Raw genomic sequence first — 12,205 nt, 5'->3', positions numbered from 1 at the left:
GCGGCGGGCAGCGCGAGGATGGGGGTGCCGGACGAGAGACAACGGGTGTACGCCCCCGCTCCCGCTTTGCGTTTTGTCGCTCGACAGGGAAAATGGTGGGATGTCCGACCAGCTGTTGACCATCGAGACAACCCGGCTCGCCGCCGGGCACGTCCGACTCCGGCTGACCGGCGAGCTCGACTACGACAGTGCCCCCGAGTTGGTCGCCGCGGCGGCCGAGCTGCGCGGCCACGACGAGACTCCGGTGCTTGTCGACCTGACCGGGGTGACCCTCTGCGACTCCTCCGGGCTGAGCGCGTTGCTGGTGGTGCACCGCGCCGCCGGGGCGATCCGACTGACCGGGGTCAGCCCACAGCTACAGCGGATGCTGGACCGCACCGGCCTGAGTGAGCTGCTTGCCGTCACGTACTCCGACGACGACGTGCGCGCCATCGGCTGATCCGCGGGCCACCCCACACGGGCCGACGGGGTGGCCCCCGACCCTGGGACCTGGGGTCGGGGGCCGGAGGAATGCCTAGGGTGCCGTCATCGGCTGGAGCCGAGGTCCGTCCGCACGCACCTCACCGACCGGGGTCGGGTCGACGTCCTCGGGTTCGCCCGAATCGGGCGTCCGGTATAGGTAGCGGACGAACTGCCCACCCGCCTCGTTGTCGTCCGCGCCGGGCCACTGACCGATGCAGTCCATCCCGATCACCTCGCGGCCAGTCCCGTCGGCCTCCTCCAACAACGCCCAGAGGCTCACCGGGTAACACCTGGTGACCTCCGGGGTGAGCTGCCACCGTGCGTACCACCCGGGTCGGGCGGGGACGATCTCGACAACTTCCTTCATGACGACCTTCCTTCCGCGTACCTCGGAAGAACTCCGGTCCTGACCCGATCGTGCGGGCCGTGCGGGTGAGCACCCCTCACCCCCGCCGGATGAAGCGTGGCGCGGGTCGGGAGGACCCGGCCGGCGGCCTCCGTTTCGTTCTCTCCGGCGGCGGGAAGGCGACTGGCGCAGCCACGATCCCCAGCGGAAGGGGTGCCACCATGCGTAAGCAGATGGAGGGCGACAACCAGCGGCGCCGGGCGTTGGCCCGGCAGGCCCGCGAACAGAGTCGCCAGCCCAGCGAGATCGGCGCCAGCCTGAGCGCGTCCAAGCAGCTCACAAGCCTCGACGCGGGTAAGCGTGCCGGCCCACCAGCGGCCGGATCGCACAAACCCGACACCACGCGCGGCGGGCCGGCACCGCCGCCGGTCGGCAGCGCCGACAATCCGCGGCCGCAGCCGTCCGCGACGAGCGGTGCGGCTGCCGGTGTGCGCAGCATGGGCTACCACGATCTGGTCGACGAGGTCCGGCGTCGCGCCGGGGTCGACTTCAAGACGGCCAAGGTGGGCACCGAGGCAACAGTGCTGGTCCTCGCGTTCGCTCTGGAGGCCGCCGAGCGGCAGCGGCTGCTCGCCGCGGTGCCGGCGTCGCTGCACGACGTGCTGCCCGTCGACGGCGTCGAGCGACACCAGGAACTGCCCGGCTTCCTGGCCGAGGTGGGCCGGATCAGCGGCAACACCCCGGAGCAGGCCCGCTACCAGGCGGAGGCGACGATCGCCGCGCTCGCCGCGCAGGACGGCGACCTGGTCGAGTCGTTGCACGTACCCGACGGGCTGCGTGACCTGTTGAACCCACCGGAGGCCGGTGGGGGCCTCGTGGGCGCCTCCACCACCACACCCACCCTGGACGCCGACGAGATCGACGCGGCGCTTGACGACCTGCCCTACTGGTCCGGTGACACCCAGGGCCTCTACCGGGTGGTCGCGCTGCCTCCCGACAACCTGGACCGGGTGCTCGCCCGGCTCGACCGGCTGCGCCAGGACAGCGGCCGCGGCCCGAGCATCGGACGTCCGGGCGACACCGCCGCCGTGTTGACCGTGCGCACCAACCAGGCCGACGGGGTGACCGCGCTCGACGTGGACCTCGCCCGCCAGATCGACGACGCGATCGACGAGGTGGGGGCCGGGATGGCTGGCGGCTGACCGGCCACCGCGACACCGGCGGGCCGGCGGACCGGGGACGACCCCGTTCCGCCGGCCCGTCCGCCGTGCCGGCCAGCGGCCGGGTGCCCTGCCAGGCTCGGCTACCGTGCCGGGTCTGAACCGCGCCGCCGACCGGCTGGAGCTGGTCGCCGACCCGGTCCGCCGGACCGGGCGGACACTGCTGTCCGCCGGGGTCGAGCAGTCGTACGTGGATGTCGAGGATCCGCGTCACCTGCACTTCGAGTACGTCCGGCGGATCGCCTCGGCGGTGGAGCTGGCGGCCCCGGCGGGCGCCCCGCTCAGCGTCCTGCACCTGGGTGGCGGCGCGTTGACACTGCCCCGCTGGCTGGCTGCCACCCGGCCCGGCTCCGCGCAACGGGTCGTCGAGCGGGACGCGGCGGTGGTCGAGCTGGTGGCCCGGGAGTTGCCGCCGCTGCCGCCGGAGGTGCGGGTCGAGGTCTCCGACGCCCGGGACGCCCTGACCGCCACCCCGGACGACAGGTACGACCTGATGATCGCCGACATCTACCGCGCGGCCCAGATGCCCCGGCACGTCCGCACCCTCGAGTTCGCCGCGGAGGTGGCCCGCGCCCTGCGCCCCGACGGGTTGTACCTCGTCAACGTCACCGACCTGCCGCCACTTGTCGCCACCCGGGTGCAGGTGGCCACCCTACGGGCGGTCTTCGCCGACGTGTGCGTGCTCGGCGACCGGAGGATGCTGCGCGGCCGCAGGTACGGCAACGTGGTGTTGGCGGCGACCTCCCGCCCCGGCGGGCTGCCGGTGGCCCGACTGGCGGTGGCCGCCCTGCGCGACCCGGTGCCCGGCGGGCTGCTGCACGCCGCCGCCCTGGACACGTTCGTCGCCGGCGCCGACCCCGTCACCGACGCCGACGAGCGCTGAACCCTTCCGGCCCTCGTCGCTGCTTCGCGTCACGGCGAACGTGTGTGCGAACCTCCACCGTTGTCCCCAATGCCGGGTTTCCGCCGACAAGTGCGGGGAAGTCGCGGCGAATGAGCAACGCCGACGACCGGGCGACCGCCCGCCGGACCCTGATCGTGATCGGTCTGGTGCTGGCGACCGTCCTCGCCCTGGGCTTCGTCTACGCGACCCGGCGGGTGCTCGTCTGGGCGGTGGTCGCCGCGTTCTTCGCCGTCGCCCTCAAACCCCTCGTCGACCGCCTGCAACGCCGCTTCGTCCGGCGACGGGCGCTGGCCACGCTGCTGGTCTTCCTCGCCGCGTTCGTGCTGCTGGCGATCCTGGCCGCGCTCATCCTGGTGCCGTTGGTCGGTGAGTTGGGCCGCTTCGCCGACCGGGCGCCCGAGCTGGTGCGGGAGGCCCGCGCGGGACAGGGCCCGGTGGGGCAGGCGCTGGAACGCACCGGGGCGCGACGCTACGTCAGCGAACACTCCGAGCAGCTACGCGACCTTGGCGGCCGGCTGCGCCAACCCGCGGTGGGCGTGCTGCGCGGTGTCGTCGAGTCGGTCGCCGGGCTGGTCACGGTCATCGTGCTCGCGTACCTCATGGTGTTGGAGGCGCCGCGGATCACCCGCGGCCTGCTCGCGGCGGCCGGGGACGGTCAGGGCGAGCGGCTGGGCCGGGTGGGCCGGGAGGTGTCGCGCACCGTCACCGGCTACCTCACCGGGAACCTGCTGATCAGCGTGATCTGCGGGGCGTTGACCTTCGTGGTGCTGACCCTCACCGGCGTGCCCTTCGCTGCCGTGATCGCCCTGCTGGTGGCGATCGCCGACCTGATACCGCTGGTCGGGGCAACCCTCGGCGCGGTGATCGCGGCCGGCGCGGGCTTTCTGCACTCCCCCACCGCCGGGGTGGTGGTCCTGGTGTTCTTCGTGGTCTACCAACAGGTGGAGAACCACCTGCTCCAGCCGGTCATCCTGGCCCGCGCGGTCCGGCTGAACCCGCTGACCGTGCTGGTCAGCGTGCTGCTCGCGGCGGAGCTGGCCGGCCTGCTCGGCGCGCTGCTGGCCATTCCCGCCGCCGGCATCATCCAGACCCTGCTGCGGGAGTACGGCCCGCGTCGAGTCCGGCCCGCGCCGCCGGCCGGTCCCACCGCCCGCTCAGCGGGATCTGGTCGCGACCTCGGGTGAGGTGCTCTCCAAGGGAACCGCGTTGGCCGGCACCAGCCCCAACTGGACCGCGGACCGGGTCAACGCGGCATCCAACGCCCAGTCGGCGGTGACCCGCGTGCGGTTCCCCGGCATCGCCATCAGGTGGTACGCCCGGGTGACCGCCTTGGCCGGCAACCCGCCCAGGTTGACCTGCAACGGGTTCGCCGCCGCGTCCTTGCCACCCAGGTCGACGACCCAGCCCAGGTCGTGGTGCTTGTACGGCTTCCGCCGGCCGAACCCGTAGGACGCGGCGATGTTGTGCGCCACCCGCTTGCCCTGCCGCTGCGCGTGCTGGGCCGTCATGCCGCACACCTTGCCCGGGTTGACCAGGTCGGGCACCGCTGCGGCGTCGCCGCACGCGTACACCTCCGGGTAGCCGGGAACGTTGAGGAACTCGTCGGTGACCAGTCGACCCCGGTCGGTCCGCAGGCCCAGTTCGTTGACGAACGGGTCGGGGCGCACCCCCACACACCACACCAGGGTGCAGGTCGGCACGTACTCACCGTCGGTGAGCTTCACCCCGTCGCAGGTCGCCTCGGCCACCGACGTCCCCATCCGCACGTCCACCCCACGCCGGTTGAGCACCTTGTGCGAGGTGTCCGACATCCGCTTGTCCAACTCCGGCAGCACACGGGGCGCCACGTCGAGCAGCATCCAGCGGGGGCGGACGGTGAGCCGGGGGCGCTGGGCGTGCAGCGCGTCGGTGAACAACTGCCCGTGCGCGGCGACCTCGGTGCCGGTGTAGCCCGCCCCGACCACCACGAACGTGGACCGGGCCTGCTGCTCGGCCGGGTCCTCGGCCTGCTCGGCCAGCTCGATCTGCCGGACGATGTGATCGTGCAGGTAGACCGCCTCGGGCAGGCCGCGGAAGCCGTGCGCGTACTCGGTCACCCCCGGAATGGGCAGCAGCTTGTTGACGCTTCCCACGGCGAGCACCAGCCGGTCGTACGCCAGCCGGTTCTTCTCCCCCTCCGCCTGGGTGAAGCCGACCCAGCGGTTCTGCAGGTCGACGTGGTCCGCCTCACCGATCACCACCCGTACGCCCTTGAGCGTCCCGGTCAGCGGCACCGCGATCCGTTTCGGCTCGACCACCCCGGCCGCCACCTCGGGCAGCAGCGGCAGGTACAGGAAGTAGTCGGTGGAGTTCAGCACCACGATCTCGGCCCGGTCCCGGGCGATCCGGCTCAACGTCTTCGCCGCGTGGTAACCGGCGAACCCGGCCCCCACGATCACCACACGAGGTTTCGTCATTGCGGGCCGTTTCCCGTCGAAGCCCCGGACAAACGTCCGACGCGCCAACCGCGCTCAGCTCGACGGGAGTGGGGGTCGACGCGGGCGTCCGACGAGGTCAGGCGGGGGTTGGCGCGGTGATCGCCCAACGCTCGTGGTCGCGCCACGCCCCGTCGATGAACAGGTAGTCCGGCGAGAAACCCTCCAACCGGAAACCGAGCTTGCGGGCCACCCGCCGCGACGGCTCGTTGCCCGGTTGGATGTTCGCCTCCAGCCGGTGCAACCCGGCCGAGGTGAACGCGTGGTCGATCACCAGGGCGACGCCCGCCGAGGCGTGCCCGGTCCCGCTGTAGGGCAGGAACGCCGCGTACCCGAGGAAACCACCCCGCAGCGCACCCTGCACGATTCCGCTGATGTTCACGTAGCCGGCGATCTCACCGCTGGCCCGGTCGCAGATCAGGTAACCGGCGCTGTCGCGGCGACGGATCCGACGCAGGTAGAGGTCGTACTCCTCCGGAGTGGCCGGCGCGGCCAGCCACGGGTGGTGCAGGTCCCGACTGCGCCGCGCGGCGGCGACGAACTCGTCGGAGTCGGTGGGACGGGGCCGCCGGATCGCGGCGGGACCGCCGGTACGCAGGTATCTCACGGCGAATCACTCTGAACGACCAGCACCGCCGGTGTCCAACCGGACGCTTTGATGCCGTGTACGGGTTGGCGGGTGGTCGATCGATGGCGTGGTCCCGACGTAGTGGATGCCCGTGGCCCGGATCCGACAGGCGTCGATGGCCGCCTGTTCGTCGGCTTCGCTGACCGGGTGCAGGTCGGGGAAGAAGTACGGTGCGTGGCTGAGCAGCCTGCTGTGGAAGCGGGCCTGGAGCGCCCGGCTGATCGCGTCGCCGCGGTGCAGGCCCTCCCGCCCGGCCCAGCCTTCCAGGTAGTCGTGCCAGGGCTGCCCGGAGGTGAGCCACTGCTCGTGGTGGCTGTGCAGCCAGCCGCGCTCGCCGTCGTCGGGCAGCCGGTCGAAGCTCCACCGTGCGGTCACCTCGTCGAACCTCTCGTAGGCCCACTCGACGACGATGAGGACGCCGCCCGGTGTGAGTGCCGCGGCGACCCGGTCCAGAACGTCGTCCAGGTCGGTGACGTGGTGCAGCGACGTGCAGGCGACGACCACGTCGACCGGCTCGCTCAGCTGGTGCTCTTCGAACTCGGTCCGGTGGTAGCCCGGTCCGGACGGGGCCGCCGGGTCCACGCCCTCGGCGTCGTAGCCGTGCTGCCGCATGGCCTGGACGAAGCCACCGGCCGGCCCGCACCCGATCTCCAGCACGCGGGCCGGTGCCGGTGGCAGGTGCGCGCGCACGAACGACCAGCGGGCATCGAGCCACCGCTGACCGGAGCTCGTCACCGAGCCCAGCCGTCCTCGGCGACGAGATCGCCCTGTTCCGCGGTGACATCGCGGGCGACGGCGAACGCGGCGGCGGCCTCCGGCAGGTGCGGCGCGCCGGCCAGGGCCGCGCTGAGGACTTCTGGTGAGTCCCACCGCCACATGTCCACCCAGGTCCGCTCGTCGACGCGGATCAGCCTGGTCTCGGTCGGGCCGCCGTACTGCGCCCTGATCGCCGCCAGGAGCTGCCCGCGCCGTTGCAGCACGAGGTCGGCATCTGTGGCGTCGGCGGTGAACCGGGTGGTCCGGATGAGAGACATTGCTGTGCTCCTTCACTAGAGTCGCGCTTTAGAGGTCGACTCTAGTGTTACAGTGCAGTCATGCCATTGGTCAAGAGCACCGGCAAGAAGGGCGAGAAGTCCCGGCAGACCCGACGGCGTGTCCTACAGGCCGCGTACGAGCTGTTCGTCGATCAGGGCTACGGGGCCACCACCCTGCAGGGCATCGCGGAGCGGGCCGGCGTCGCCGTGCAGACCATCTACTTCGCGTTCGGCAACAAGCCGTCACTGCTCAAGGAGCTGGTCGACGTCACCATCGCCGGTGACGACGAGCCGATTCCCACGATGCAGCGGGCCTGGTTCAAAGACGCACTGGCGGCCGACACCGCCGAGGCGCAGTTGCGGGCACACGTGCGCGGCACCTGCGACGTGCTTCAGCGGGTGGCGCCGATCATGGACGTGCTGCGCGCGGCCGGAGCACAGGACCCGAGCCTGGCCGAGATGTGGCAGCAGGACACCGACCCGCGCCTCGAAGTCCAAACCGCGGCCGCGCGCAGCTTCATCGCCAAGCCCGGCGCCAGGGCCGACCTGACCGTCGAACACGCCGCCGACCTGCTCTACGGCCTGCTGAGCCCGCAGCTCTACCTGCTGTTCATCCGCGACCGAGGCTGGCCCCTGGACCGCTGGGAGCAGTGGGTGTACGACACCCTGCACGCGCAGCTCTGCCGTTAACGCAAGCCCAATGGAGACCGCCGCCGCCGGAGCCGCCAGTCGGGTACGGGCCGCGCTAGCGGGGTGTGCGGAGGCTGAACTCCTGACCATCGGGGTCGGCGAGCACCAGCCGGCCCGTCTCGTCCTGGTCGGCGCCGATCCGCGTCGCCCCGAGCGAGAGCAGGCGGTCGACCTCGACCTGCACGTCGCCACCGGGCGCCGGGACGAGGTCGAAGCGCACCCGGTCCCTGCCGCCGTTCGGCATCAGCGGCGGGCCACCCCAGCTGATCTTCGTGCCGCCCAGCGGTGACTGGATCGCGGTCTCCTCGTCCTGGTCCCAGACCAGCGGCCACCCCAGCGCGGCGCTCCAGAAGTAGCCGACCGCCTGCGAACCGTCGCAGGCCAGCGCACCGACGAGGCCGCAGCCGGCGAGGAAGTTGTTGCCCGGCCCGATGACGTCGAACTCGTTGCCCTCGGGGTCGGCGAGCACCACGTGGTCGTCGTCCGGGTCCTGCCCGATGTCGATGTGCCGCGCGCCGAGCTCCAGCGCCCTGGCCACCTTCTGCTGCTGGTCCTCCAGGGAGTTGCTCGTCAGGTCGAAGTGCATCCGGTTCTGAACGACCTTCGGCGTGTCGAACGCCACGAAGCGCAACGGGATGTCGGGATCGGCCCCCGGCAGGACCAGGACGCCGTCGCGCGGGTCCTCCACCATGCTCCGACCAAGGAACTCGGACCAGAACCGTCCGAGGCGTACGGGCTCCGCCGCGTCGTAACTGATGGCGAACAGGTGAGACGTCATCGCGCTGGTCATCTCCGCTCCGACCGGATGCTGTGCGGTTCTCGAGGCGGAAGCCTAGGGATGAGCCAGGCCGTTAGCACCCGAGTATTCGACGGGCCACCGCCGGCACGCGCGGGCCTGTGATCCACTGGCCTGATGAACCGCACCCCCACGCCCCCTGCCGCCGCCGTCGAGGAGCGATTGTCCCGGGAACTGAACATCTGGCTCTGCACCCTGCGGCGCGACGGGTCCCCGCACCTCACACCGGTCTGGTTCGTCTACCTCTCCGCGACGTTCTGGGTCGGCTGTGGGAGCCGCAGCGTGAAGGCCCGCAACATCGCGAACGACCCCCGGGTGTCCCTGGCCCTCGAGGACGGCGACGCGCCAGTGGTGGCGGAGGGCGCCGCCCACCTGCGCCGGGGCGACTTTCCGGCGCCCGTCGTCGAGGCGTTCGTGCGCAAGTACGACGGCTGGGACGTCGGCCGGCAGGTCGGCCCGGACGGCGAGCGGACGCTGCTGGAGATCCCCGTGCGGCGGTGGCTGCTCGCGGGCACCGCCCAGTGAGCCGTCGATGCGAGAATCGGTCGGTGCCGCACGGTCCGATCACGCTGGGCACCAGCCTCGGCTGACGTCGACCAGGAGCACAAGGACCAGCCGACCGCCGTGGTCGAGGCGGTCCGCGCTGTCCTGGCCCAGGCCGGCTAGCCGGCCGGAACGGCAGTCACGCAGGATCGCGCTCCTTCGTACCGGAGTCGCCTTCCTGGCGCTCGGCGCGGTGCTCTCGGTGGCCTTCGGAACCGTGTGGGTGTGGGCTCTGCACCGATGACGTCGGTCCGCTGGAGCACAGTCAGAGCGGGCCGGGAAAGGTCTGCTCCATCGGCATCGGCACCTGCAGGTAGGTCGTGCCGCGCATGTCCAGCCAGGCCCGGTCCGGTCCACGGACCAGGCGCACCATCACCGCCTCGCACGACGGGCACCGCGCGACGAGCCCCGGGGCGTGCGAGTAGACGTGCAGGCTGGCCATCGAGCCGGTCATCCCGCAGTTCTCGCAGCGGCCCATCGCGCTGCTCAGATCGACGGTGAACAGCTCACGCATCGGGCCGTCGAGCATGTTGCCGTCCACGTACGACATCTCGGTCATCGAATCTCCTCGACACTGCGTGAGCGAGCGGGTGGTCAGCCGGTGGGGCCGAAGCGTTCGGTCTTGACCCGACGGGACGGGTGACCCAGCCCCACCAGCAGGTCGGCCACGGTCTCCACGAACGCGGTCGGGCCACAGACGTAGGTGAGCGGCTCCAGGTCCGGTGGCCACCCGTGCGAGTTGACGTCCGCCAGCCCGATGCGGTGCGGCTCACCGCGCCAGCCCTCGGGCGCCTCGCGGGTGTAGACGTACGCGACGTCCAACCCGAAGTCGTCGCGGACCCGGCGGCGTAGCTCGTCGGCGTAGATCACGTCACCGGGGGTGCGCACCGAGTAGATCAGCCGGAACGGCGCCTTGCTGCCCATCGCCCGTCGGGCGCGGATCATCGCCATCAACGGCACGACGCCGGAGCCACCGGCGACGAGCTGCACCGGAGCGGTCTCCTCGGGCCGCCAGATGAACCAGCCACCGAGCGGCCCGCGGACCTCGATCGGGTCGCCGGCCCCAAAGACATCGATGAGGTACGGGGACACCTCCCCGTCGTGCACCCGCTGCACGGTCACCTCGATGCGCGGGCCCTCCGGGCCGTCCACCGCCGGCCCGGCGAGGGAGTACGACCGGGCCGCCTGGTAGCCGTCCGACGCGGTGAGCCTCAGGTCCACGTGCTGCCCGGGCAGGTGGCCGGGCCAGTCCGGCACCTCCAACACCAGGGTCTGCGCGGTCGGTGTCTCCACCCGGCGCTCCACCAGCCGGGCAACCTGCCAACGGTTGGGCGTCCGGCGTGGGGTGCTGGTCGCCACGGCGCGCTCAGTCACCCTGGTACCGCTGTTCGCGCCAAGGGTCGCCGTAGTCGTGGTAACCGGCGGTCTCCCAGAACCCCGGCTCGTCCATCGTCTTGAGCCGGATGCCGCGCACCCACTTGGCGGACTTCCAGAAGTACAGGTGTGGCACCAGCAGCCGCGCCGGCCCACCGTGCTCGGCCGGCAGCGGGGCGCCGTCGAAGGTGTGCACCACCCAGGCCTGACCGCCGCGCAGGTCGTCGAGCGGCAGGTTGGTGGTGTACCCGCCGTAGGAGTGCGCGAGCGCGAAGTGCGCCCCCGTGTCGACGTCGGCGAGCAGCGTGTCGAGGGAGACGCCCTGCCAGGTGGTGCCGAACTTGGACCAGCGGGTGACGCAGTGGATGTCCACCGTCGGGGTCTCCTGCGGCAGGGCCATCAGCTCCTGCCACGACCAGCGGTGTTCGCTGCCGTTCTCGGCGGAGATGACGAACTCCCAGGTGTCCAGTGACACCCGGGGCGTCGGGCCGGCCGAGAGCACCGGAAAGTCCTCGGTCAGATACTGACCGGGCGGCAGGGCCGGCTCCTGCGTTCGGGGCCGACCCTGGAAGCCCGGTGACACGATTCCCATTGCACAGTCGTACCACCCGCGCCGGTGGGGGCGGGAGCTTTCCCGCGTACCCCGTCGTCAGCCGGCGCGGCGCGGTCAGTGCCGGTCGGCGACGACCTTGCGGTCCTCGGGCAGGTCACCGCCCCGGGTGGCGCGCAGGCTGGTCAGGGTGACCACCACCAGCACACCGATGATCACGCCGAGCGAGGCCAGGGTCGGGATCTGCGGCACGCTGTCCCAGATGCCGTGCGCCCAGTGCAGACCCAGCTTGAGGCCGATGAACGCCAGGATGATGGCCAGGCCGTAGCTGAGGTGCACCAGCCGGCTCAGCGCCGCGTGCAGGACGAAGTAGAGCGCCCGCAGGCCGAGCAGGGCGAACGCGTTGGTGGCGAACACGAGGTACGGGTCCTCGGTGATGCCGTAGACCGCCGGCACCGAGTCGACAGCGAAGACGACGTCGGTGGCCAGCACCGCGACCACCACCAGGGCGAACGGGGTGAGCGCCCGCTTCGCGCCCTGCCGGACGGTCATCTTGGTGCCGTGGTAGTCGTCGACCACCGGCATGACCTTGCGCAGCAGCTTCACCGACCGCATGTTGTTGATGTCGACTTCCTGCTGGTGCCCGGACATGGCGTCACGCAGCAGCTTCACCGCGGTGGCGATGAGGATGATCGCGAAGAGCAGGAAGGCGAAGTCGAGGGTCTGCAACGCCGCCGCGCCGAGCGCGATGAAGACGGCCCGCAGCACCAGCGCGCCGGCGATGCCGTAGAGCAGCACCCGCTGGGCGAGCACCGCCGGCACCGCGAACGCCGCCAACAGCAGCATGAAGACGAAGAGGTTGTCGACCGAGAGCGACTTCTCCACGAGGTAACCGGTCAGGTACTCCACGCCCTGCTGGGAGCCGAAGCGGGACCAGATCCAGGCACCGAACGCCAACGGCAGCGCGATGTAGAACGCCGACCAGCCGATCGCCTCCCGCATGGACACCTCGTGCGGGCGACGGGTGACCAGGAAGTCCAGCACCAACAGCAGGACGACGCCGATGATGGTGACCGCCCACAGCGTGGGCGTGCCCACCGACGACAGGTCACTCGCGGCGGACAGGTACGACACGTGGCTCATGTGGGGTCTCCTCGAACACCGTCATGTTCGAGGTCTCCTTC

16 protein-coding genes are annotated in these 12,205 nt (G+C 71.4%); 6 read left to right on the top strand and 10 right to left on the bottom strand.

Translation table 11 applies throughout. From position 1 onward, the window contains the following. The first annotated feature begins 100 nt into the window (after positions 1-100). Positions 101-439 carry an STAS domain-containing protein gene (locus ACWER9_RS11465; RefSeq protein WP_452301749.1) on the top strand — a complete coding sequence of 113 codons (339 nt, stop codon included), beginning with the start codon at positions 101-103 and terminating at the stop codon, positions 437-439. 75 nt (positions 440-514) lie between these two features. Here ACWER9_RS11465 and ACWER9_RS11460 read toward each other — a convergent pair whose 3' ends face one another. After that, positions 515-829, bottom strand: a complete 315-nt coding sequence (locus ACWER9_RS11460) for a hypothetical protein (protein WP_452301748.1) — start codon at positions 827-829, stop codon at positions 515-517. A 200-nt stretch (positions 830-1,029) separates the two neighbouring features. Between ACWER9_RS11460 and ACWER9_RS11455 the strand changes: the two genes are divergently transcribed. The 3 genes from ACWER9_RS11455 (at position 1,030) to ACWER9_RS11445 (ending at position 4,116) form a co-directional block, all read left to right on the top strand. After that, positions 1,030-2,010 carry a DUF2267 domain-containing protein gene (locus ACWER9_RS11455; protein WP_452301747.1) on the top strand — a complete coding sequence of 327 codons (981 nt, stop codon included), beginning with the start codon at positions 1,030-1,032 and terminating at the stop codon, positions 2,008-2,010. Between the two features lie 115 nt (positions 2,011-2,125). Next, positions 2,126-2,911 (top strand): spermidine synthase, encoded by a 786-nt coding sequence (locus ACWER9_RS11450; RefSeq protein ID WP_452301767.1) that lies wholly within the window; start codon positions 2,126-2,128, stop codon positions 2,909-2,911. Positions 2,912-3,021: 110 nt separating this feature from the next. Then, positions 3,022-4,116 carry an AI-2E family transporter gene (locus ACWER9_RS11445; RefSeq protein WP_452301746.1) on the top strand — a complete coding sequence of 365 codons (1,095 nt, stop codon included), beginning with the start codon at positions 3,022-3,024 and terminating at the stop codon, positions 4,114-4,116. Here the strand turns inward: ACWER9_RS11445 and ACWER9_RS11440 are convergent. The 4 genes from ACWER9_RS11440 to ACWER9_RS11425 all read right to left on the bottom strand — a co-directional run bounded on the left by ACWER9_RS11440 (position 4,087) and on the right by ACWER9_RS11425 (position 7,068). Next, a complete protein-coding gene (locus ACWER9_RS11440; RefSeq protein ID WP_452301745.1) occupies positions 4,087-5,388 on the bottom strand; it encodes an NAD(P)/FAD-dependent oxidoreductase in 1,302 nt (433 codons plus the stop codon). The genes ACWER9_RS11445 and ACWER9_RS11440 overlap by 30 nt on opposite strands. A 97-nt stretch (positions 5,389-5,485) precedes the next feature. Continuing rightward, complete coding sequence (locus tag ACWER9_RS11435; RefSeq protein WP_452301744.1) at positions 5,486-6,013, bottom strand: GNAT family N-acetyltransferase; 528 nt, start codon at positions 6,011-6,013, stop codon at positions 5,486-5,488. A 6-nt stretch (positions 6,014-6,019) separates the two neighbouring features. Then, positions 6,020-6,769, bottom strand: coding sequence for a class I SAM-dependent methyltransferase (locus tag ACWER9_RS11430; protein WP_452301743.1), 750 nt, complete (start codon positions 6,767-6,769; stop codon positions 6,020-6,022). Then, positions 6,766-7,068, bottom strand: coding sequence for a hypothetical protein (locus tag ACWER9_RS11425; protein WP_452301742.1), 303 nt, complete (start codon positions 7,066-7,068; stop codon positions 6,766-6,768). The genes ACWER9_RS11430 and ACWER9_RS11425 overlap by 4 nt, the downstream gene beginning before the upstream one ends. Before the next feature lie 60 nt (positions 7,069-7,128). Between ACWER9_RS11425 and ACWER9_RS11420 the strand changes: the two genes are divergently transcribed. Further along, on the top strand, positions 7,129-7,758 hold the full coding sequence (locus ACWER9_RS11420; RefSeq protein WP_452301741.1) for a TetR/AcrR family transcriptional regulator: 630 nt from the start codon (positions 7,129-7,131) through the stop codon (positions 7,756-7,758). Between the two features lie 55 nt (positions 7,759-7,813). On the opposite strand, the gene ACWER9_RS11415 is transcribed toward ACWER9_RS11420, so the two are convergent. After that, a complete protein-coding gene (locus ACWER9_RS11415) occupies positions 7,814-8,548 on the bottom strand; it encodes a VOC family protein (RefSeq protein WP_452301740.1) in 735 nt (244 codons plus the stop codon). Between the two features lie 123 nt (positions 8,549-8,671). On the opposite strand from ACWER9_RS11415, the gene ACWER9_RS11410 reads away from it, so the two are divergent. Beyond that, complete coding sequence (locus ACWER9_RS11410) at positions 8,672-9,079, top strand: pyridoxamine 5'-phosphate oxidase family protein (protein WP_452301739.1); 408 nt, start codon at positions 8,672-8,674, stop codon at positions 9,077-9,079. A gap of 283 nt (positions 9,080-9,362) precedes the next feature. On the opposite strand, the gene ACWER9_RS11405 is transcribed toward ACWER9_RS11410, so the two are convergent. From ACWER9_RS11405 to ACWER9_RS11390, 4 genes are all read right to left on the bottom strand, one after another. Continuing rightward, entirely contained in the window at positions 9,363-9,656 is a 294-nt protein-coding gene (locus ACWER9_RS11405) for a DUF6510 family protein (protein WP_357351359.1), read from the bottom strand. Positions 9,657-9,691: 35 nt separating this feature from the next. Then, positions 9,692-10,456, bottom strand: coding sequence for a ferredoxin reductase (locus ACWER9_RS11400; protein WP_452301766.1), 765 nt, complete (start codon positions 10,454-10,456; stop codon positions 9,692-9,694). Between the two features lie 7 nt (positions 10,457-10,463). Then, positions 10,464-11,063, bottom strand: coding sequence for a sulfite oxidase-like oxidoreductase (locus ACWER9_RS11395; protein ID WP_452301738.1), 600 nt, complete (start codon positions 11,061-11,063; stop codon positions 10,464-10,466). Positions 11,064-11,138: 75 nt separating this feature from the next. After that, complete coding sequence (locus tag ACWER9_RS11390) at positions 11,139-12,164, bottom strand: TerC/Alx family metal homeostasis membrane protein (RefSeq protein WP_452301737.1); 1,026 nt, start codon at positions 12,162-12,164, stop codon at positions 11,139-11,141. Between the last annotated feature and the right edge of the window lie 41 nt (positions 12,165-12,205).

Source organism: Micromonospora sp. NPDC003944, from assembly GCF_053605225.1.
Note: the sequence above shows the minus strand (reverse complement) of the source record. Positions and strands in the feature narration are given on the sequence as shown.